Here is a 21,738-nt window from a genome sequence, read left to right as displayed (position 1 = left end):
ACAGGACACTGGTACATGGTTCGGACAGCGTGGTGTGGCGGCTGCCCGGGCGGCGATTCAACGGATCGGCAGGCGCAGGGTGACGGATACCGATCACCTGCGGCACATGGAGGAGGCATCGGTGGCGGGCGAGTCCCCCGACAGGTCGAAGCAGCGCGAGTCGTCGGCAGAACCGACGTCGGGGAGCGCGAGTCCGGTTCCCGAGGCGAGGAGTTCCGCACCCGATCCCCGGCTCGCGGTGGCACGGGAGTCGATCTCCCTCGGAGGCGTCGACACGGCCACGAGGGTCTTCTCGGTACGTGATCTCCCGAAGACCGCCGAGAACCCCGAGAACACCGACGAGAGCCCCGCAGAGGCTGGAACGGACGGTCCCGGCACCGGGGAGCCCGAGGACGCCCCTTCGGCCGCGGAGGAGCATCCAGAGGCCCCCGAGGACGCCTCACCGGCGGACGACGACACGACGACGGCGGACGGCCCGAAGGACGGGGGCACGGCGGAGGGGCCGAAGGACTCCGGTGCGGCCGAGGACTCGGGCTCCGGTGCGGCCGAGGACTCGGACGGCTCCGGTACGGCCGAGGGCTCCGGTGCGGCGGAGACCCCGGAGGACGCGGGCACGGCGGAGGGGGCTGAGGACTCCGGTGCGGCCGAGACTCCGGACGACCCCGACGACGGGCCCGGTGACTCCGGTACCGCCGAGGGTTCCGGCGACTCCGGCACTGCCGAGCGCTCTCATGACGCGGGCACGGCCGAGGGGTCCGAGGACTCCAGTGCGGCCGAAGGCTCGGACGACACAGGCGCGGCGAAGACCCCGGAGGACACGGACCCGGCAAAGGCCCCTGACGAGCCCGGTACGACCGAGGACTCGCACGACACAGGCACGACCGAGGGGTCCGAGGACTCCAGTGCGGCCGAAGGCTCGGACGGCACAGGCGCGGCGAAGACCCCGGAGGACACGGACCCGGCAAAGGCCCCTGACGAGCCCGGTACGACCGAGGACTCGCACGACACAGGCACGACCGAGGGGTCCGAGGACTCCAGTGCGGCCGAAGGCTCGGACGACACAGGCGCGGCGAAGACCCCGGAGGACACGGACCCGGCAAAGGCCCCTGACGAGCCCGGTACGACCGAGGACTCGCACGACACAGGCACGACCGAGGGGCCCGAGGACTCCGGCACGGCCGAGACCCCGGACGGCCCCGACACGACCGACGGCCCTGACGACCCCGCCGACGGGTCCCGTGACTCCGGGAGCGCGGCCGGTGAGCGGGACGAGCCGACCGGGGTCGGTGACGCGCGGCTGCGGGACGCGGTGGCGGCGTGGGTGGCCACGGCGGACGGGGAGGGTTCCGGCAAGACCGGGGCCGCGGAGAAGCCCGAGGGCAAGGGCGCCGAGGACGCGTCCGCCACCGGCACCGGGGCGGAGACGGCCACCGAGACGGCCGTAGCCGGGGAAACCCCTGCCGACGCCGACGAGCCGGCCCCCTCAGGGGCGCGGGGAGCTGCGCGACCCGCCCCCACCGACCCGCGGACCGACGACGAGCCCGGCCGGGCCGACGTGACCGACAAGGCGCCGACGGACGACGAGCCGGAAGACACGCCCCCCGTCGACCAGCCCACCGCCGTCTTCAAGGCTCCCCGGCCCGCCGTGGACCAGCCCACCACCATGCTGAAGCTCGGCAAGGCCCCCGAGGCCGAGCCGGAGCCCAAACCGGAGCCCAAGCCGGAGGCCAAGCCGACGCCCAAGCCGGAGGCCGACGCCGAGCGGACGAGCAGGTTCGTCGCGCTGAAGGCCCTCGACGAGCCCCGGCCGAAGCCCGACGTGACCGCCGCCGTCCCCCAGGTCGGCCCGGAGCGCACCACGCAGCAGCCCCTGCCGCCGAAGCCGCCCCTCGACCTGCTCGCCGAGCTCACCAACACTCCGCCGCCCCCGCCCAGCCCCCTGCGCACCCTCGGCCGCCGGGTCAAGATCTGGACGCCGATCCTGATCCTGCTGGTCGTGGTGTTTGCGATCGCGCAGTCCGTACGCCCGCTGCCGAACCCCACCCTCAGCCTCACCGCCGAGGACTCCTACACCTTCGACGGCAGCAAGGCGACTCTCCCCTGGCCCACCCAGGGCCAGGGCTGGATGGACGTCAACGGCATCGGCACGATGGGCGACTTCGGCAAGCAGACGCCCGTCGCGATCGGCTCCGTGGCCAAGGCCATGACCGCCTACATCGTCCTGAAGGACCACCCCCTCAAGTCCGGCGAGGAGGGCGCGAAGATCACCGTCGACGCGCTCGCCGAGAAGGAGGGCGGCTACAACAAGGACGGCGAGTCCACCCTCAACACCGTCAAGAAGGACGACGTCCTCACCCAGAGGCAGGCGATCGCGGCGATCATGATCCCGTCCGCCAACAACATCGCCCGACTGCTCGCCCGCTGGGACTCCGGTTCCGAGGCGGCGTTCATCAAGAAGATGAACGACACCGCCAAGGCACTCGGCATGAAGAACACGACGTACACCGACGCCTCGGGCCTTAAGGAGTCCACCGTCTCCACCGCCGAGGACCAGGTGAAGCTCGGCAACGAGCTGGTGAAGATCCCGGCGCTGATGGAGATCACGTCCATGGGGCAGTGGATCGATCCGTCCGGACAGAAGTGGTACAACTACAACTATCTGGTCCCTTACAACGGTGCCATCGGCATCAAGACCGGCACCACCAGCGCCGCCGGCGGCAATCTCCTCTTCGCCGCCCGCAAGGAGGTCGGCGGGGAGACCGTCACCGTCGTCGGCGCGATCCTCGGCCAGCACAAGTCGCCGATCATCACGACCGTCAACGACGTCAGCAGGGTCGCGATGCTCGCCGCCCGGGACGAGCTGACCTCGGCGAAGATCCTCAAGAAGGGCGACGTCGTCGGCTATGTGGACGACGGTCTCGGCGGTCACACCCCCGTCGTGCTGACCAAGGACGTCACCGCCGTCGGCTGGGCCGGCTTCAAGGTGAAGCTGTCCTTCGCCGCCGACGAGGTGCCGCACACCGCGAAGGCCGGCACCAAGGTCGGCACCCTCACCGTCGGTGACGGCGAGGGCGGCGCGGTCAAGGTCCCCGTCACCCTGCAGAAGGACCTGACCGAACCGGGATTCACCGACAAGCTGACCCGCGTCGGCTGATCTGCTGAACGGGACGGACGCCGCACGCGGCCCGCAGGCCGGACCCCGCCGGGGTCCCGGACGGCGGGCCGCGTGCTAGCGTCACGAACCGGGGCAGGTCGACGCTGGGGCGCGGCCGAGAAATGAAGACGGGACACCACGGGGAGTGCCTTCAGGTGGCCACTGCGGAGCCGACACGCGCCGACGACACCGACCCGGGCCCGGGTACCGGCCCGCGAATACGCGTGCCCGCAGACCCTGAGACCGGGCACGGCAGCCCTCCCGAGGGCATGCGGGGCAGGGTCCGGGCCGCTCTCCTCGCGCTGCGCGAGCGGCTGCTGCGCCACCCCGTCCTCTCCATGACCGCGCTCTCCGGCGTCCTCCACATCGTCTGGTTCTTCACGTTCGCGAACAGTGGCGGGGACCTCGCGGCGCAGGACGCGTGGGCCGAGTTCGTCGGCCGGCACCCGGACTCCGCGTACAACCTGGCCTGGTACGGCGGCATGCACCCGGTGTCGTACAGCATCGTCTCGCCGTACCTGATGTCGGTCCTCGGCGTCCGTACGACGATGATGCTGGCCGGGACCGTCTCGGCCGGTCTGCTGACGCTGGTGCTGATCCGCAGCCGGTCGGTGAAGAACCCGCTGTGGGCCTCGCTGGCGGGCGTGTACGCCTTTCTGTGCAACGCGGCCTCGGGCCGGGTGACCTTCGGGCTCGGCACGATGTTCGCGCTCGGCGCGGTCGCCGTCGTCTTCTGCTGGCCGCACCGCTGGCGCTACAAACGCTGGGCCAAGGCCCTGTGCGCGGCCCCGCTCGCCGCGCTCGCGACCATGGCCTCACCCGTCGCCGGCCTGTTCGTGGGCCTGGTGGCGGTCGCCCTCTTCCTGCAGAAACGGCGTCCGGGCGCCTGGGCTCTGGGCCTCGCCCCCACGGCCGTCGTCGCGCTGTCCGCCTGGCTCTTCCCGTTCGCCGGCACCCAGCCCATGAAGATCGCCTCGGTGCTGCTGCCGCTGGCGTACGGCGTCCTGGTCTTCCTCCTCGTCCCGCGCGAGTGGACGACCGTCCGGATCACCGCCGGGGTGTACAGCCTCTCGGTCGTCCTGGTCTGGCTGGTGAGCTCCCAGATCGGCTCCAACATCTCGCGCCTGTCGATGCTGTTCGCGGGGGTGGCCCTGGCGGCCGCGCTGCCGTTCACGGTGCCGCGCTCCCGCAAGTGGTACGCCACCGTCATCGCCTTCGCCGGCTTCACCACCTGGATCGGCTTCAAGTCCGTCGACGACGTCGTCCACACCACCCCCACGGCGTCCTGGGCACGGGAGCTCGCCCCCCTCGTCAACGAGCTCCAGGAGGTCGGCGCCGAGAAGGGCCGCGTCGAGGTCGTACCGGCCGCCTCCCACCGCGAGGCGTCCGCGCTCGCGCCGTACGTCAACCTCGCCCGGGGCTGGAACCGGCAGGCCGACATGGAGCGCAACCCGCTCTTCTACGACGACACCCTGAACTCCGCGAACTACCACGAGTGGCTCCAGCGCTGGGCCGTGCACTTCGTGGTCGTGCCCAAGGACGAGCCCGACGGGGACGGGGGCGAGCGGGAGCGGGAGCTGGTCCAGCGCGGGATGCCGTATCTGAAGCAGATCTGGGGCGACGCGAACTGGCAGCTGTTCCAGGTGACCGACCCGGCGCCGCTGGCCTCCCCGAACACGGTCGTCGACCGGGCCGCGCAGGGTGAGATGACCATGCGGGTGAAGAGGGCCGGGCGGATTCTGATCCGGATCCCGTACTCGCCGTGGCTGTCGATCGTCGACGCGGAGGGCAAGAAGCTGAAGGCTCCGCAGGAGACGGAGGCGTCGAAGAACCGGGAAGACGGGGAACCGAAGGTCTTCGACAACGTCAACGGGTGTCTGATGGAGACGCCGGAGGACGCGGACGGGGACAAGTGGACGATGTTGCTGGCGCCGAAGGCGGGGACGTATCGGTTGGCGGCGCCGTACACCGTGCCGCGCGGGACGCCTTGTCCGGATGAGTTGAAGTAGTTTCGCGGCTGCGGGCCGGTGGGGGCTTGTCGCGCCCACGCGGCGGAGCCGCATATCGACACAGCCCCGCGCCCCTTAAGGGGCTTACCGCAGCTGGTCCACGTATGTGTCCGTGCCCGGGACTGTCGGGATGAAAGGCGCCAACAGCTCGCGGCGGCCCGTCGCCGGCTCTTCCAAGTCGGTGAAATGGGGGTCCCAGCACTCGCGCGGATCCCTTTCCAGGAACCACAGCAGTGTCACGCGGGTGTCCACGCCCTCCACCTGCTTCACGTACGTCATGCGGTCGCCCGGCAAGGGGGTCGGGCGGAACACGGTCACCATCGCCGCCGGTGAGCCCGCCACGCGCTTCGGCAGGTGGCGGGAGACCAGCCACTCCAGCAACTCGCCGCGCCGCTCGGGGGATTCGGCGTCGATGACCTCCAGCACCAGCCCGGCGTACGGGTGGTCCAGGGCGTGGAAGTCCCTCGGGCCCGCCGCTCCGTCGCGGTAGACCGTGGCCTCGTGGTCCTGGAACGCCGTGAAGACGTGGGTGCGGTCGCGGTAGACGCGGGCGTCGCGGTTGAGGCGTTTGTTGATGGCCACCGTCCACTTCATGTGGTCGTCGTAGCGGCCGTCGGTGACCCAGTAGGTGGAGAGATAGCAGCCGGCCGTCACCGGCTGGGCCACCGCCGACTTCTCCGGGACGCGAAGGAGTTGCAGGTCCCGGGTGGCCACCCAGCGGCGGCCGGCGAACATCCAGGGCATCGCCATCGCGCCGGCGTAGTAGTGGTCGTCCTCGTACCAGCGGTTGTAGGCGTACTCGTGGCCGGGATGCGGTTCGACCATGGTGATCAGCGCGTGCCCGGGGCGGACTCCGTAGGGTCCTGTGGCGGCCAGTTCGGCGTACGTCTCGCTGCGGGTCTCTTCTGACATCGGACCTTCCCTCCTCCAGCGCTCGCCCATACTCTGACGCCCCGTCAGATAATGCGCCAGAGCCAGGAACCAGGCAGGAATCAGGGAGGCCGCCGGTATGTCACTTCTCTCCGGGAAGACCGTCGTCGTGTCGGGAGTCGGCGCGGGGCTGGGTCACCAGGTCGCGGCGGCCGTCGTACGGGACGGCGGGAACGCCGTGCTGGGGGCGCGGACCGAGGCGAACCTCGCGAAGAGCGCCGCGGAGATCGATCCGGACGGGGCGCACACCGCGTACCGGTCGACGGACATCACCGACGAGCAACAGTGCGCCGCACTCGCCGAGTTGGCGGTGGAGCGGTTCGGGCGGCTGGACGCGGTGGTGCAGGTGGCCGCGTGGGACAGCTACTTCGGCGGGCTGGAGGACGCGGACTTCGCGAGCTGGCAGTCGGTCATCGACGTGAATCTGCTGGGGTCGCTGCGGATGACCAGGGCGTGCCTCGCAGGGCTGCGGGCGGCGGGCGGCGGGTCGGTGGTGTTCGTCGGGACGCAGTCGGCCGTGGCCGCCCCCTCGCAGGTGCGGCAGGCCGCGTACGCCGCCTCGAAGGGGGCGCTGACCAGCGCGATGTACTCGCTGGCGCGGGAGCTCGGACCGGACCGGATCCGGGTCAACACCGTGCTGCCGGGCTGGATGTGGGGGCCGCCGGTGCAGGCGTACGTGCAGTTCACGGCCCATACGGAGAAGGTGCCGGAGGCGGACGTGCTGAAGCGGCTCACCGACCGGATGGCGCTGCCCGAGCTCGCGACCGACGGGGACGTGGCGGACGCGACGGTGTTCCTGGCCTCGGACCGGGCGCGGGCGATCACCGGACAGTCGTTGCTGGTCAACGCCGGGGAGCTGATGCGGTGAGTTCATGTAGGTGAACGCAGGCCATCATCTCGAATACTTTTACCTCCCCTTGACCCTACACCAGCTTGTCGTGTCCACGCGGTGGCGCCCACGATGAGCGCCGGGCTGAACCCTGGGAGGGCGCATATGAACGGTCTCGACTGGGCCGTGCTCATCGGCTATTTCGGCGTGATGGTCGCGATCGGCGTCTGGTCGCACAAACGCGTGGACGACGTCAGCGACTTCTTCACCGCCGGCGGCAAGATGCCCTGGTGGCTGTCCGGCATCTCGCACCACATGTCGGGCTACAGCGCGGTGATGTTCACCGGGTACGCGGGCATCGCCTACACCTACGGCGTCACCTCCTTCGTCACCTGGTCCTTCCCCATCGCCCTCGGCATCGCGATCGGCTCGAAGCTGTTCGCGCCGCGCATCAACCGGCTGCGCTCACGACTCCATGTGGCGTCCCCGCTCGAATACCTCAAGAACCGCTACGACCTGAAGACCCAACAGGCGCTGGCCTGGTCCGGCATGCTGCTGAAGATCGTGGACGTCGGCGCCAAGTGGGCCGCCATCGCGACCCTGTTGTCGGTCTTCACCGGGATCTCGCTCAACCAGGGCATCCTGATCACCGGCGCCATCACGGCCGTCTACTGCACGATCGGCGGCCTGTGGGCCGACGCGCTCACCGAGTTGGGCCAGTTCGTCATCCAACTCCTCGCCGGTGTCGCGATGTTCGTCGCCGTCGTCCTCAAACTCAACGACAAGGGCATCGGCTTCTTCGGCGCCTGGGACGAGCCGGAGCTCCAGGGTCACGGAGAGCCGCTGGTGGGGCCGTACGGAACGGTCTTCCTGCTCGCCTTCCTCTTCATCAAGCTCTTCGAGTACAACGGCGGCATGCTCAACCAGGCCCAGCGCTACATGGCCACGGCCAACGCGCACCAGGCCGAGCGCTCGGCGCGCCTGTCGGCGATCCTGTGGCTGGTGTGGCCGGTCGTCCTCTTCTTCCCCATGTGGATGTCACCGCTCCTTGTCCACTCGCAGAAGCCCGACGGCTCCGACTCCTACGGCCTGATGACCGAACAGCTCCTGCCGCACGGCCTGTTGGGCCTGGTCATCGTCGGCTTCTTCTCGCACACCATGGCCATGTGCTCCTCCGACGCCAACGCGATCGCGGCCGTCTTCACCCGGGACTGCGCACCGGTGGTGTGGCGCAGGGCGCGCAGCTGGAACCAGGGGCAGGGCCTCAGGGTCGCCCGCATCACGACCGTCGTCTTCCTCGGCCTGTCGATGGCGGCGGCGACCCAGGTCAACTCCCCCGCGTTCAAGGACATCATCACCGTCGTGATCAAGTGGGTGGCCGGACTCATGGGCCCGATGGCCATCCCGATGATGCTCGGCCTGCTCCGCCCGTTCCGCCGCTCCGGACCCACCGCCGCGCTCACCAGCTGGTCGATGGGTCTGCTCGCCTTCTGGCTGGTCAACTACCCGATCAACTGGAACGTCGACGGCGGTGTCCCGCTCCAGTACCAGGTCTCGATCCCGCTGGCCGTCTCCCTGGTCCTCTACATCCTCATCGGCTTCATCAAACCCGAGGACACCCCGGAGCGTCTCGCGATCATCGAGAAGATCAACACCGACGGGGACGGCGACGGGGCGGCCGCCGCGGCGATCCCCACTCCGGCGGGCGGTGTGCAGGACGTGATCGGTGCGAAGGTGAAGGACTAGCACTTCCTACTGGACTGACTACTGGACTGGTCTACGCCCGCGGATAGCGGGCAAGCCACCCCGGCGACGCACCCCCGGGCCCGTGCAGCGCGGGCCCCTGGGTCATCTCCATCGCGAAGTCGTCGGCGAGTTCCAGCAGAGTGGGACGGCCCTCCAGCTCGGCCAGCCAGGCCGGCGGGAGGGCCGTCTCGCCGTGCAGGGCGCCGAGCAGGCCGCCGGTGAGGGCGCCGGCCGCGGCGGAGGGTCCGTCGTGGTTCACGGCGAGGCACAGACCGTGCCGTACGTCCTCCCCGACCAGCGCGCAGTACACGGCGGCCGACAGCAGCCCGTCCGCCGAACCGTCGGCGGCGAGCTCCTCCACCCGCGCCGGCGTGGGCATCCCCTGCCGTACGGCACCCAGCGCGTGCTGGAGCGCGTCCGACACCGGCTCGTGCCCGGGCCGCGCCGCCAGCAGCGCGAGCGCCCGCTGCACGGCCCCGTCCAGGCTGTCGCCGAGGGCCAGCGCGTGCACGATCACGGCGTACGCGCCCGCCGACAGGTAGGCGACGGGATGCCCGTGGGTCTGCGCGGCGCACTCCACGGCCAGCTGTACGACGAGCTGCGGCTCCCATCCGACGAGCAGCCCGAAGGGCGCGGAACGGGCCGTGGCCTCGGGCCCGAGCTCGTTCGGGTTCTTGGGCGACTCCAGCGTGCCCATGGTGTCGTCGCCGAACCCGACGAGCAGGGAGCGGGTCGGGTCGCGGCGGGCGTACAGCCACTCCTCCCGGGCCAGCCAGCCGTCCTCCTTGCGCCGCTCGTCGGGCCCCCAGTCGCGCTGGGTGGCCGCCCAGCGCAGATACGCCCGGTGCAGGTCGGTGGGCGGGTGCCAGGCACCGGTGTCCCGGCGCACCTGGGCCCGGATGAGCCCGTCCACGGTGAACAGGTTGAGCTGGGTGAGATGAGTGACGGCGCCGCGCCGGCCGTACCCGAACGCCAGGTCCACGAGCCCCTCGGCGCCGTACGCCTCCCGGATCTCGTCCAGTCCGAGCCCGTCGACCGGCGCACCCAGCGCGTCGCCCACGGCCACCCCGAGGAGCGTCCCGCGCACCCGGCTCCGGAAGTCCTGCTGCTCGGCACGCCCCCAGACGACGGCCCCGGCTGTCGCACCCACCAAGACCTCCCGTGGCGACCGTCCGTATGTACGACGCTCAGCACTGTAATCGAAGGGAGGTCCGGGGTTCAGGGGGCGTGTGGGTATGCGCCCCTATTACCGAAAGGCGGAGACGTGGCCGGCCGCCCAGTCCGCGTAGGCACGGGCCGGGCGGCCGAGGACCCGCTCGATGTCGGGGCTGACGCGGCGCAGCCCCTGCGACGGGTCGCCGAGGATGTCGAGGGTGGCGTCCGCGATCGGCTCCGGCATGAACCGGACCATCCCGGCCCTGGCCTCGGCCCGGGTCTGCTCGACGAACCGCACGGGTTCGCCCAGCGCGTCCGCGAGGGCGGCGGCCTGCTGCCGAGGCGATATCGGGGCGGGGCCGGTCAACTCGTGGACGTGCCCCGCATGTTCGGGATCCCGCAGCGCGACGGCGGCGACCTCGGCGATGTCGTCCGGGTCGACGGTCGGCAGCGCGACGTCCCCGAAGGGCGCCGCCACGGTCCGCTCGGCGCGCACCGCACCGGCCCACTGGAGGGTGTTGGAGTGGAACCCGGCGGGCCGCAGCATGGTCCAGCCGAGCCCCGACCGCCGTACGGCCTCCTCGAGTGCGGCGGGATGGTCGCCGGTGCTGACGCCCTGCGAGGACAGCAGCACGACCCGCCGGACCCCACCGGCCCGGACGACTTCCAGAACGTCGTCGAGGTTGCCGCCCTGCGCCACGAAGTCGCCGGAGGTCAGGAGGAAGAGGGACTCCGCGCCGTCGAGGGCGGGCTTGAGGGTCCGGGGTGCGGCGAGGTCGGCCCGATGATGCCGTACCCCTGGCGGAAGTTCGTCCGGACTCCGCCGGGAGACGGCCGTCACCCGCTCCCCCGCCGCGAGAAGCGCCCTCACCAGCGGCCGCCCGACGTTCCCCGTAGCACCGGTCACCACGATCATGTTGCTCCCCAATCCGGAGGCTTCTGTGGACACCGGCGAAGCTACTATCAGGAGGCCAGTAGGTACCTAGAGGAAAGTAATGGACGGAAGGCATTGATGTGACGGAGACCACACCCCAGAACGCCTGCCCCATCGCTCCCGTCGTCGACATCGTCTTCAGCCGCTGGACCACGCCGATCCTCTGGGCCCTGCACGAGTACGGCCGTCAGCGCTTCGTGGAAGTGGAACGCCGGATCGCCACGATCACCCCGAAGGTCCTGACGCAACGGCTGCGCCAACTCGAACGCGACGGCCTGGTCCACCGCACGTACCACGCGGAGGTCCCGCCGCGCGTCGAGTACGAGATCACCGAACTCGGCCGCAGCCTGGCCCCGTTGTTCGCGACGCTGGCCGAGTGGTCACCGAACCTGGAGAAGGTGGAGGCGGCACGGCGGGCCTATGACGCCAAGGACGGGAGCGGCGTCCGCCAGGCGTGACCCCCCGTCCTCAGCTCCTCGCCGACCACTGGGCCTGGATCGCGTCCCTCGCCTCGCTCACCGCCGCACGGCAGGTCGCCGTGCGGGAGGACCGGTCCTCCGTCCCCGGGGCGGTGAGGAGCTCGGTGAGGATGTCGGCCAGGGTGGCCAGGTCGTCCAATTCCGGGGCGAGGGCGAGGAGTTCGGACAGGCCCCGGTCCGCCGCCGGGGCGTCGGCCAGTGCGCAGCCCAGGAAGCAGTGGGCCTGGGCTCGTGTCACAGGCTCGATGGCCGGGTCCTCGACCAGTCGGGCGAGGTCGCGCCAGAGGGGTTCGGCTGCCTCGGGGCCTTCTGAGCAGTGGACCGTCATGGCCAGTTGGAAGGTGCCGGAGACCGGATCCCGCTCACGCAGGCGTTCGGCGAGGGCGCGGGCCTGCGCCCACCGGCCGTGGTGACGGTGGAGTTCGACGCGGGTGTCGTCCAGGTCTGCGAGGGGGGTCGCCGCCAGCCGCTGCTCCGCCTCCTCCCGGCGCCCGCTCGTCCACAGCAGTTCGATCACCGCTCCCCGCTCCCACGTCATCCCGGGATCCAGTGCCACGCACTGCTCCAGGTCGGACAGGGCCTGCTCGGTGCGGCCGATCGCCAGACACACCCGGCCCCGGCGGCCGTAGGCCCAGGCGTACTCGGGGTCGGCGGCCACCGCACGGTCCAGGTGGTGCAGGGCCTCCTCGTAGGACTTGCGGTCGTGGTGAATCGCTCCCAGACCCGCCAAGGCGGTCTCGTGGTCCGGGTCCCGCGCCAGGAGGGCGCGCAGGACGGCCGTCGCCTCGTCGTGCCGGCCCGCCAGCCAGTAGGCCCAGCCCAGCTCGGACTGGATCCAGTGGGCGTCCGGCTCCGCGTCGACGGCCCGCCGCAGGTCCTCGAACACGCCCTCCTGGTCGTCCAGTCGGCCTCTGGTCCGGGATCTCATCACCAGGGCCCAGGCGTAGTCGGGGATCAGCCCGACGGCCCCGTCGAAGGCGGCCAACGCCTCGTCGTACCGGCCGAGTTCGTACAGTGCCTGGCCGCGGCTGGCCAGTGCCGACGCGTAGCCCGGCTCCAGGGACACCGCGCGCCCCAGCTCCGTCACCGCGTCCTCGTACCGCCCCGCGATCCGGTACGCGTCCCCGCGTTCCGACGCGATCCAGGCCAGGTCGGGCGCCAGCTCGTACGCCCGGTCCAGGTCGGCGAACGCCTTGTCCAGGTCGCCCCGCGTGCGGTGCAGCCGGGCCCTGCGCACCAGCGCCCACAGGTGCTCCGGATCGATGCTCAGCGCACGGTTGAAGTCGGCCAGCGACTCGTCGAGCATGCCCAGGCCGTGCCGGCACACCGCCCGCCCGGCCAGGGCGACGTCGTCGGTCGGGTCGAGGGCGACGGCACGGGTGTAGTCGACGACGGCTTGCTCCAGGTGGGACGCGAGGCGGTGGGTCTCGGCCCGTTCGGCGATGATCCACCCGTTGCCCGGAGCCAGTTCGACGGCCCGGTCGAGGGCGGCCAGTGCCGCCGGGTAGTCCTCCATGAGCTGGTGGGTGAGGCCCCGGCCGTAGTGGGCCAGCGGCTGCAGCGGATCCAGTTCGACCGCGCGGTCGTACTCCTCCAGGGCCTGCGGGTACTCCTGGCGCCTGCGCAGTTCCCGGGCGCGCAGCACGTGCGCCTCCGCCCGGCCGGCCGGGTCGAGACCGGGGCGGGCCAGGAGCAGGTCCGCCGCTCCGGTCATCCCGCTCTCCTCGTCCGCGAGCGCCGCACCCAACGACCTTCCCCACTCGCGCAGTACGGCGTGCTCCGCCGCGTCGCCCGCCTCCTCCAGCATCCGCGCCCAGCGGCGGGCGACGACCTCGTCCTGGCGGCAGGCCACGACGAAGCCGCGCAGGGCCTCGGCGAGCGCCGCGGGCGGGCGGGCAGAGAGCAGGTGGTAGACCTCCTCCAGGCGCAGTTCGCACCACTCCTCGTCGGACCACAGCTCCGCGTCGCGCCGGCCGCACTCGGCGTCCTCGCGCCACTCGGCGAACGCCTCCGCCAGCCGCCGGTGCCGGGTCGTCCACTCGGTGCGGGACCGGCGCCGCTCCATGCGGAGCATCTGGGCCCGTACGACGTCGTGGTACTGGAGACGCTCGCCGCGCTGGGTGACGAACGGCAGCCCGGTCAACCACGCGTACTGGGCGTCCAGTTCGTCCTCCGCGGCGGCGACGAGCACCCGGAAGACGTCCGCGTCCAGCCGTCTCGGGAGCGCGCAGGCCCGGGCGACCTTCCGCAGGGGCTCCGGTTCCGGCCTCAGGAAGCGTTGCACCGCGGTCGAGCTCGGGTCGAGCACGTCGTCGGGGCCGTCGGGGCGTTTGGCCGCGAGGGTCGACACCAGGACCGGAAGGCCGCCCGTCAGGCGCAGCACCTCCTCGACGACCGGTTCGGCCACCACGCCCCGCGCGGCGAGCAGGCGGCGCGCCTCGGCCTCGGTGAAGGGGGCGAGCGGCAGCTCCGCCACCGAGTCCAGGCCGCCCCAGTGGGCGGTGTCCAGGGGGCGCTGGCCCGCGGTGACCACCACCACGGCGGCGGGCAGCCGGCCGTGCTCACGCGGCTTGGTCAGGACGTCGTACAGCCACGGGTCGAGGAAGGGGCCGGTCCGCTCGTAGGTGTCGAAGAACAGGACGATCCACGGTACGGCGGAGGCGGCGGCCCTCAGTTCGGCGAGCAGCACCGGGGTGAGGACCCGCTCCGGGGTGAGCACCAGGTCGACGTCGTCGAGGTTGCGGAAGCGGGCGCCGAGGCCGGCCCGCAGCCGGTCGGCCCCCTGGGCGAGCCGGTCGGCGGGAAGGGCGCGGGTGACGAGTCCGGCGCCCGGCAGGGCTGTTTCCAGGGCGGTCAGGCCGAGGTCCACGGCGATCCTGCTTCCGGCCGAGGCCGTCTGGGGCGTGGACTCCGGGGCGAGGGCGGCGAGGGCGGCCTCCGCCTCGCGCCGCCGGTCCCGCCAGGTGGCGAGGCGCCGTTCCAGATCCTTCAACCTCCTTCCCTGGTCGACGAATTCGTGGCACAGCGTCTCCATGGCCTCCGGGACGCTGCCGATGCCGTCGTCGACGTAGGCCGTGAGCGCCCCGCGTTCGCGGGCGAGCTGCGCCAACTCCTGGACCAGGGAGGTCTTTCCGATGCCCGCACTGCCGTGGACGTGGAAGCGGAAGCGGTGCCGGGGGTCTCCGGGCGGGATGTCGAAGTTCTGGAGGAACGCGGTCCGTTCGGCCTCGCGGCCCACGAAACCGGCCCGGGTGCGACGCTGGATCAGCTCCTGCGCCGACGGCTGCGCCTGCGTCATCCGTTCGTCCCCTCGTCGCGGCCGGTCCGCCTCTCATTCTGGCGCAACCGATGTGGATCACGCCGTCCCGCACAGGGAAGGATGGCCTCCATGGCATCGACACCCCCACGCACCACACGAAGCGCACTCCACCTCTCCGCCACTCTCCTCACCGCGAGCGTTGCGCTGTACATAGCGCTCGTCGCGTTCGGGAACATCACGGACTTCGGGACGAACCAGGCGTTCGTGCAGCACGTTCTCGCCATGGATACGACGTTCAAGGACGACGATCTGATGTGGAGAGCCGTCACCAGCAAGGGACTTCAGAACACGGCGTATGTCGCGATCATCGTCTGGGAGACGCTCGCTGCGCTCGTGCTGATCTACGGCACATGGCTGTGGGTGCGCCGGGACGACCAGGCGGCCCGGCGGTTCTCCACCTACGGTCTGCTCATGCTCATGCTGCTGTTCGGCGCCGGGTTCATCGCGATCGGCGGCGAGTGGTTCTCCATGTGGCAGTCGGACACCTGGAACGGGCTGGACGCCGCCCTGCGGGTGTTCGTCTTCAGCGGGATCGTCCTGCTGGTGGTCAACCTGCCGGACCGCAGCGCTAGTTGACGACGACGACCTTCGTGCCCGTCTCGCCGAACGTCCACAAGGCCGAGCCGTCCGCGGTCTTCATGCGGATGCCGCCGGTCCGGGTGCCGTTCGCGGGCGGGGGCGAGGAGCCGTCCACCGCGTTGGAGAAGGCGACGTTCACGCCGTCCACGGCGGTGAAGTACACGATGTGCTCGATCCGCACGCCGTCGGACCCGGTCGTCGGGTCTCCCCGGCGCAGCGAGACGGAGTAGGTGCCGGGGGCGGGGTCGACCGCCCCCGGCCAGACGGCGAAGGTCCGCCGGGCCGCCTCGCTCGCGTCGATGAGCCACACCCGCTTCTCGCCGAGCGAGTAGACGATCCGGCGGCCGGTGCCTGAGCTGTCCGGGACCGCGGTCGCGGACGGCTCGGGCCGCGCGGAGGCGCTCGGGGAGGCCGACACGCTGGGCCGGGCGGTGGCGGCCGCGGTCGGCTTGGTTCCCTTGTCGGCCTGTACGGCCAGGGCGACGACGGCGGCGATCGCCCCCACGGTCAGACCCGTCACCCAGACCTTCGGGGCTGGCACGGCACGCATCTCCTCGGCTAAGGATCCCCGTCGAACGGGGGTCGGATCATCGTACCGGCCCCCGTCTCGACACCTGTCCTCCCAGCCGTCGGCCCGGCTCTCAGTCCAGCACCGGCAGCAGCTCCGGCAGATGCCCGTCGGAGACCCGCGCCGCCTTCTGCCGCTCCTGCGGCACCTCTCCGTACAGCGTGGTGCGCGGGCGGGCGGGACGGCCCGCCGCCTCCGCGACCGCGATCAGGTCCTTCACCGACTTGTAGGAGCCGTACGACGACCCCGCCATCCGCGAGATCGTCTCCTCCATGAGGGTGCCGCCGAGGTCGTTCGCGCCGGAGCGGAGCATCTCGGCCGCGCCCTCGGTGCCGAGCTTCACCCAGCTGGTCTGGATGTTCGGTATCCAGGGGTGGAGGAGCAGCCTGGCCATCGCCGTGACCGCCCGGTTGTCCCGCATGGACGGGCCCGGGCGGGCGATACCGGCCAGGTACACCGGGGCGTTGGTGTGGATGAAGGGGAGCGTCACGAACTCCGTGAAGCCGCCGGTGCGTTGCTGGATGCCCGCCAGGGTGCGCAGGTGGCCCAGCCAGTGGCGGGGCTGGTCGACATGGCCGTACATCATCGTCGAGGAGGACCGGAGGCCGACCTCGTGCGCCGTCTCGATCACCTCGATCCAGGTCGCCGTCGGCAGCTTGCCCTTGGTCAGCACCCAGCGGACCTCGTCGTCGAGGATCTCGGCGGCCGTGCCGGGGATGGAGTCGAGGCCCGCCTCCTTGGCCGTCGTCAGCCACTCGCGGATGGACATGCCGGTGCGGGTGGCGCCGTTGACGACCTCCATCGGCGAGAAGGCGTGCACATGCATGCCGGGCACCCGCTCCTTCACCGCCTTCGCGATGTCGAAGTACGCCGTGCCGGGCAGGTCCGGGTGGATCCCGCCCTGCATGCAGACCTCCACCGCGCCGACCTCCCAGGCCTGTTGGGCGCGGTCGGCCACCTGGTCCAGGGAGAGCGTGTAGGCGTCGGCGTCGGTGCGCCGCTGGGCGAAGGCGCAGAAACGGCAGCCCGTGTAACAGACGTTGGTGAAGTTGATGTTCCGGGTGACGATGTACGTGACGTCGTCACCGGTCACCGACCTGCGGACGTCGTCGGCGATCCGGGTGAGCGCGTCCAGGGCCGGCCCGTCGGCGTGCAGCAGCGCGAGGGCCTCGTCGTCGGTCAGCTTCGTGGGGTCGTCGGCGGCCGTGCGCAGCGCCTCGCGCACGTCCGTGTCGATGCGCTCGGGCACCATGCCGGGGGCGGCCGCCTCGCGCAGGGCGCCCCAGTCGCCGTAGACCTCGTCGAAGTCGTCGCGGCGGTCGGAGGTACGGCCCTCGGTGTCGATGGAGGCGTGCAGATCCGTACGCCCCGAGGCCACGAACACCTCCTCCGGCTCCTGCCACGGCAGCCCCTCCGGGAGGGCGCCGGGGCGCGCGAGGCCCGTCTCCGGGTCGGCCAGCGCCGCCACATGCGGGCGCAGCCTCGGGTCCAGCCAGGGCTCGCCGCGCTGCACGAACTCGGGGTACACGCACAGCCGTTCCCGCAGCTCGAAGCCGGCCGCGGCGGACCGCTCGGTGAGCTCCTCGATCTGGGGCCAGGGGCGCTCGGGGTTGACGTGGTCGACGGTGAGCGGGCTGACCCCGCCCCAGTCGTCGATGCCCGCCCCGATCAGGCGCTCGTACTCGCTGTCGACGAGGTTCGGCGGGGCCTGGATGTTGGCGGCCGGGCCCATGATGAGCCGGGCGACGGCCACCGCGGCGACCAGTTCGTCCAGTTCCGCGTCCGGCATGCCGCGCATCGCGGTGTCCGGCTTGGCGCGGAAGTTCTGGATGATCAGCTCCTGGACGCTGTGGTACGCCCGTGCCGTGCGCCGGAGCGCGAAGAGGGACTCGGCGCGCTCCTCGTAGGTCTCCCCGATCCCGATGAGGATGCCGGAGGTGAAGGGGACGGAGGAACGGCCGGCGTCCTCCAGCACCCGCAGCCGCACGGCGGGCTCCTTGTCCGGGGAGCCGTGGTGCGGCCCGCCGGGCTCGGACCACAGGCGGGTCGCGGTCGTCTCCAGCATCATGCCCATGGACGGCGCGACCGGCTTCAGCCGCTGGAAGTCGGTCCAGGACAGCACGCCCGGGTTGAGGTGCGGGAGGAGTCCCGTCTCCTCCAGGATCCGGATGGAGATGGCCCGGACGTAGGCGATGGTGTCGTCGTAACCATGCGCGTCCAGCCACTCCCTGGCCTCCGGCCAGCGGTCCTCGGGCTTGTCGCCGAGGGTGATCAGGGCTTCCTTGCAGCCCAGCGCGGCACCCTTGCGGGCCACGTCCAGGACCTCGTCGGGGGACATGAACATGCCGTGCCCGGCGCGGCGGAGCTTGCCGGGGACGGTCACGAAGGTGCAGTAGTGGCACTTGTCCCGGCACAGCCGGGTCAGCGGGATGAAGACGCTCTTCGAGTACGTGATGACACCGGGGCGGCCCGCCTGTTCGAGTCCCGCGTCCCTGACCCGGGCGGCGGACGCGGTGAGGTCGTCCAGGGCCGGGCCGCGGGCCTGGAGCAGCACCGCGGCCTCGGAGACGTCGAGCGCGACGCCGTCCCGGGCACGTTTGAGAGCGCGACGCAGGGAGTTCTCGGTGGGGCCGGTACCGCCGGGGCGGTCGGTGGGGCCGGTTCCGGAGGTCGCGGAGGTCGTCATCCTTCGAGCATACGAGCGGTGTGATCAGGGCAGAGGAGCTGCCTGGAGGTGGGTGACATCACACCTCACCGCCGCCCCCGACATAACGGGCATATTCGTCCAGCGCCTTCAGCACCTCGTCCTCCCCCGCCGGAGGCAGCTGCACCACGACCTCCTCGATGCCGAGGTCGGCGTAGTGCGCGAGCTTGCCGGGGTTCGGGAAGACGGCGTACGGCACCACCTGCAGCGCCGCCGGGTCGCGGCCCGCGTCGGCCCAGGCGGTGCGCAGCACGGGCAGGGACTCGCTCAGGCCGCGTCCGCCGATGGGCAGCCAGCCGTCGGCGTACTCGCAGATGTGGGAGAACAGCTTGGGCCCGGCGGCGCCGCCCACCAGGGTCCGCTTCTGGACGGGCTTGGGGAAGGCGTGGCTGGCCCTGACGCTCCCGAACTCCCCTTCGTAGGCGGTCGGTTCGTCCGCCCAGAGGGCCTGCATGAGCGCCATCCGGTCCCGGACGAGCTCGCGCCGGGTCCGCCACTCGACGCCGTGGTCGGCGGCTTCCTCTACGTTCCACCCGAAGCCGAGCCCTAGCGTGAAGCGGCCGCCGGAGAGGTGGTCGAGGGTGGCGATCTGCTTGGCCAGATCGATCGGGTCGTGCTGGGCGACGAGCGTGATGCCGGTGCCGAGACCGAGCCGCTCGGTGACGGCGGCGGCCTGGCCGAGCGCGACGAAGGGGTCGAGGGTACGGCCGTACTCGCGCGGCAGGTCGCCACCCGCGGGGTACGGGGTGACCCGTTCGACGGGGATGTGGGTGTGCTCGGGCAGATACAGCCCGGCGAAGCCCCGCGCCTCCAGCTCACGGGCGAGCCGGGTCGGGGTGATGGTCTCGTCGGTGAGGAAGATCGTCACGGAGATGCGCATGACTGCATCTGTACCTGGCGGGGGCGGGGATGTCCATACCGACTGGTCGGCATTGACGGGGACCGGCGGCGAGTGCGGTGCGCGCCGTCGGTCGTCTGCTGGGGCTGTCGGTCGTCTGTCGGGGCTGTCGGTGCGATGTCGGCTGCTTGTCGGGCGGGACCCGGAGTCTTTCCTCAGACGCCACCGGGGCTCACCCGGCGGCCCCGCGCCCCTCAAGGAGCCACAACTGACAAGCCACCATCAGCCACATCCGGCCCTCCCGGGCCGCCTAACAACTTACGGAGTCACCATGACCACCACCCACGTCACGATCATCGGCGCCGGACTCGGCGGCCTCACGCTCGCCCGCGTCCTGCACGTCCACGGCATCCCTTCCACCGTCTACGAGGCGGAGTCCTCCCCGACGGCCCGTGCGCAGGGCGGGATGCTCGACATCCACGACTACAACGGGCAGTTGGCCCTCCAGGCGGCCGGCCTGATGGAGGAGTTCCCCGGCCTGGTCCTGGAGGGCCGCGAGGCGGCACGGCTCGTCGACCGGGACGGCACGGTCCTCTTCGACCAGCCCGACGACGGCACCGGCGGCCGGCCCGAGGTGCAGCGCGGCGAACTGCGGCAGCTCCTGCTCGACTCACTCCCGGTCGGCACGGTCCGCTGGGGCCACAAGGTCAGCGGCACCCGTGCGCTCGGCGGGGGCCGCCACGAGGTGACCTTCGCCGACGGCACCTCGGTCGTCACCGATCTGCTGGTCGGCGCCGACGGCGCCTGGTCCCGCGTCCGGCCGCTGCTCTCCACCGCGACGCCCGAGTACACCGGCATGTCCTGCGTCGAGGTCTACCTGCACGACGCCGACACCCGGCACCCGGCCAGCGCGAAAGTGGTCGGAGGCGGGGCGCTGTACGTGCTCGCGCCGGGCAAGGGTTTCGTGACGCACCGGGAGAAGGGCAGCAACCTGCACACCTACGTGATGCTCGCCCGGCCTCAGGAGTGGTTCACGGACATCGACTTCACCGACTCCGCGGCGGCCGTCGCACGGATCGCGAAGGAGTTCGACGGCTGGGCACGGGAACTCACCGCACTGATCACCGACGCCGACACCGCCCCGGTACTGCGTCCCCTCGCCGCCCTGCCCGCCGAGCACCGGTGGGAGCGGGTGCCGGGAGTGACCCTGATCGGCGACGCCGCCCACGTCGCCGCCCCGAACGGCGAGGGCGCCAACCTCGCCATGCTCGACGGCGCGGAACTCGCGCAGGCCCTCGCGGCCCACCCCGACGACGTGGAGACGGCACTAGCCGCGTACGAACAGGCCATGTTCCCCCGCAGCGCCGAAACGGCCTCCGAGGGCACGGAGCTCTACGCCCTCATGTTCGGCGACGACACACCCCACGGGCTGATCAGCATGTTCACGGGGGAGGAGGGGACTGACTGAGCGTCTGCGGTGCAACCCGCTCACTGTCGCCGTCAAGGCCCCGCGTATGGCTCGCAGGCCACGCCGTCACCGTCCCTGTCGAGATGCGCCATATCCGGGGTCGTCGCGGGCGGGAGGACCCTGCTGCTACCGGCGGTGGCGCCGCGTGCCCTGTCGCGGTGGCAGAGTCAGCGTGATCTGCCGGACGAGTTGCTGGAAGCAGGCGAGGGAGGCGAGGGCCGGCAGGCATGCTCCGGCGACACCGGTGACGGTTCTGTCCGCCTGAGCCACGCACAGCATTATCGCGACGGAGGAGAAGAGCAGGACGATGAACCACGAGTGCACGGCTCGGCGCTGGTGCAGGGCGGTCCGGAGGATGGAGAGAGAGGCCACCATCCAGGGGCCATACACGAGAAGAGGCCACGACGGGACCATGGCGCCTCCCGTCCCGGAAGTGATGTTCTGCAGAGGCCTGTAAGCCACCATGCCGCCGAAGGCGCTCACCATCGCCACGATGACGGCAACGAGCGCGACGATGAAGAAGCTGCCAGTCTGCAACCACTTGAGCCGGGCCCTGCGGACGTGGAGCTTCCGGTGCCGGGTGGAGGAGCGTCGGATGGGCGGCAGTTGAGCGGTGATCTGCGCCAGGTTCGCCATCGGGTCGGTGAAAACGTCGCCGGTTGAGGGCTCGCTGCGAGGTTGCGGGATCCTGGCCGTCTGCTCCGCCGGAACAGACTCCTGCAGGAGATAGGCAAGTTCCTCGACCGGGTCCCAGCCTCCGTCAGGTGCGGTCAGGGGAACTCCTGAGCGGACGCTGTCGGCATGTCCGCCGTTCCAGCCGGTTCCCGGTCCGTACGAGGACGCGTCGTAGTAGTACTCACCCTGCGCAAGGGCAGGATCGGCATAGTCATGATTCACGAAAATGCGACCCGTCACGCTGTACGCGGCGGCCGGAGTTGTCCTGGCCGTTCCATCGTGAATTGAGTTCCTGTTGGATTCCCTCCAGCAGGACGAGGAACTCTCGAAGCAGTGGCTGGGTGACCTGGT

Annotated in this window: 16 protein-coding genes; 7 read left to right on the top strand and 9 right to left on the bottom strand. The window is 71.2% G+C overall.

Features of this window, described 5'->3' with window-relative positions; genetic code table 11:
- Window positions 1-106: 106 nt before the first annotated feature.
- Window positions 107-3,154, top strand: a complete 3,048-nt coding sequence (locus RKD20_RS25150) for a D-alanyl-D-alanine carboxypeptidase (protein ID WP_424879692.1) — start codon at window positions 107-109, stop codon at window positions 3,152-3,154.
- A 155-nt stretch (window positions 3,155-3,309) separates the two neighbouring features.
- Window positions 3,310-5,163, top strand: a complete 1,854-nt coding sequence (locus RKD20_RS25145) for an MFS transporter (RefSeq protein ID WP_424879691.1) — start codon at window positions 3,310-3,312, stop codon at window positions 5,161-5,163.
- Window positions 5,164-5,247: 84 nt separating this feature from the next.
- Here the strand turns inward: RKD20_RS25145 and RKD20_RS25140 are convergent, their stop codons facing one another.
- Entirely contained in the window at window positions 5,248-6,075 is an 828-nt protein-coding gene (locus tag RKD20_RS25140; protein WP_424879690.1) for a hypothetical protein, read from the bottom strand.
- Window positions 6,076-6,172: 97 nt separating this feature from the next.
- On the opposite strand from RKD20_RS25140, the gene RKD20_RS25135 reads away from it, so the two are divergent.
- Window positions 6,173-6,961, top strand: coding sequence for an SDR family oxidoreductase (locus RKD20_RS25135; protein ID WP_020121693.1), 789 nt, complete (start codon window positions 6,173-6,175; stop codon window positions 6,959-6,961).
- A 126-nt stretch (window positions 6,962-7,087) separates the two neighbouring features.
- A complete protein-coding gene (locus tag RKD20_RS25130) occupies window positions 7,088-8,668 on the top strand; it encodes a sodium:solute symporter family protein (RefSeq protein WP_424879689.1) in 1,581 nt (526 codons plus the stop codon).
- A gap of 31 nt (window positions 8,669-8,699) precedes the next feature.
- On the opposite strand, the gene RKD20_RS25125 is transcribed toward RKD20_RS25130, so the two are convergent.
- Window positions 8,700-9,818 (bottom strand): ADP-ribosylglycohydrolase family protein, encoded by a 1,119-nt coding sequence (locus RKD20_RS25125; RefSeq protein ID WP_424879688.1) that lies wholly within the window; start codon window positions 9,816-9,818, stop codon window positions 8,700-8,702.
- A gap of 96 nt (window positions 9,819-9,914) precedes the next feature.
- The gene (locus RKD20_RS25120) at window positions 9,915-10,739 is read right to left on the bottom strand and encodes an NAD(P)H-binding protein (RefSeq protein ID WP_424879687.1); all 825 of its coding nucleotides are present in this window, start codon (window positions 10,737-10,739) and stop codon (window positions 9,915-9,917) included.
- A gap of 92 nt (window positions 10,740-10,831) precedes the next feature.
- Between RKD20_RS25120 and RKD20_RS25115 the strand changes: the two genes are divergently transcribed.
- On the top strand, window positions 10,832-11,215 hold the full coding sequence (locus tag RKD20_RS25115; RefSeq protein ID WP_424883313.1) for a winged helix-turn-helix transcriptional regulator: 384 nt from the start codon (window positions 10,832-10,834) through the stop codon (window positions 11,213-11,215).
- Between the two features lie 10 nt (window positions 11,216-11,225).
- Here the strand turns inward: RKD20_RS25115 and RKD20_RS25110 are convergent, their stop codons facing one another.
- A complete protein-coding gene (locus RKD20_RS25110; protein ID WP_424879686.1) occupies window positions 11,226-14,534 on the bottom strand; it encodes a tetratricopeptide repeat protein in 3,309 nt (1,102 codons plus the stop codon).
- A gap of 90 nt (window positions 14,535-14,624) precedes the next feature.
- Between RKD20_RS25110 and RKD20_RS25105 the strand changes: the two genes are divergently transcribed.
- The gene (locus tag RKD20_RS25105; RefSeq protein ID WP_424879685.1) at window positions 14,625-15,131 is read left to right on the top strand and encodes a DUF2165 domain-containing protein; all 507 of its coding nucleotides are present in this window, start codon (window positions 14,625-14,627) and stop codon (window positions 15,129-15,131) included.
- Here RKD20_RS25105 and RKD20_RS25100 read toward each other — a convergent pair.
- The 3 genes from RKD20_RS25100 to RKD20_RS25090 form a co-directional block, all read right to left on the bottom strand.
- Window positions 15,124-15,684: a hypothetical protein gene (locus RKD20_RS25100; RefSeq protein WP_424879684.1), complete on the bottom strand. Its 561-nt coding sequence runs from the start codon at window positions 15,682-15,684 to the stop codon at window positions 15,124-15,126. The two genes, RKD20_RS25105 and RKD20_RS25100, sit on opposite strands and share 8 nt — an antisense overlap.
- Window positions 15,685-15,775: 91 nt before the next feature.
- A complete protein-coding gene (locus RKD20_RS25095; RefSeq protein WP_424879683.1) occupies window positions 15,776-18,388 on the bottom strand; it encodes a bifunctional FO biosynthesis protein CofGH in 2,613 nt (870 codons plus the stop codon).
- 58 nt (window positions 18,389-18,446) lie between these two features.
- Window positions 18,447-19,286 (bottom strand): LLM class F420-dependent oxidoreductase, encoded by an 840-nt coding sequence (locus RKD20_RS25090; protein ID WP_424879682.1) that lies wholly within the window; start codon window positions 19,284-19,286, stop codon window positions 18,447-18,449.
- A 289-nt stretch (window positions 19,287-19,575) separates the two neighbouring features.
- On the opposite strand from RKD20_RS25090, the gene RKD20_RS25085 reads away from it, so the two are divergent.
- Window positions 19,576-20,712, top strand: coding sequence for an FAD-dependent oxidoreductase (locus tag RKD20_RS25085; RefSeq protein WP_424879681.1), 1,137 nt, complete (start codon window positions 19,576-19,578; stop codon window positions 20,710-20,712).
- A gap of 32 nt (window positions 20,713-20,744) precedes the next feature.
- On the opposite strand, the gene RKD20_RS25080 is transcribed toward RKD20_RS25085, so the two are convergent.
- Together RKD20_RS25080 and RKD20_RS25075 are read right to left on the bottom strand one after the other, a co-directional pair.
- Window positions 20,745-20,804 carry an excalibur calcium-binding domain-containing protein gene (locus tag RKD20_RS25080; protein ID WP_424883312.1) on the bottom strand — a complete coding sequence of 20 codons (60 nt, stop codon included), beginning with the start codon at window positions 20,802-20,804 and terminating at the stop codon, window positions 20,745-20,747.
- Window positions 20,805-20,838: 34 nt separating this feature from the next.
- Complete coding sequence (locus RKD20_RS25075; RefSeq protein WP_424879680.1) at window positions 20,839-21,609, bottom strand: DUF2637 domain-containing protein; 771 nt, start codon at window positions 21,607-21,609, stop codon at window positions 20,839-20,841.
- Window positions 21,610-21,738: the final 129 nt, after the last annotated feature.

Origin of the sequence: Streptomyces sp. SLBN-8D4, assembly GCF_049739545.1 — a bacterium.
In the GTDB taxonomy this organism is placed as follows: Bacteria; Actinomycetota; Actinomycetes; order Streptomycetales; family Streptomycetaceae; genus Streptomyces; species Streptomyces canus_C.
This window is presented reverse-complemented; position numbering and strand designations above follow the sequence as displayed.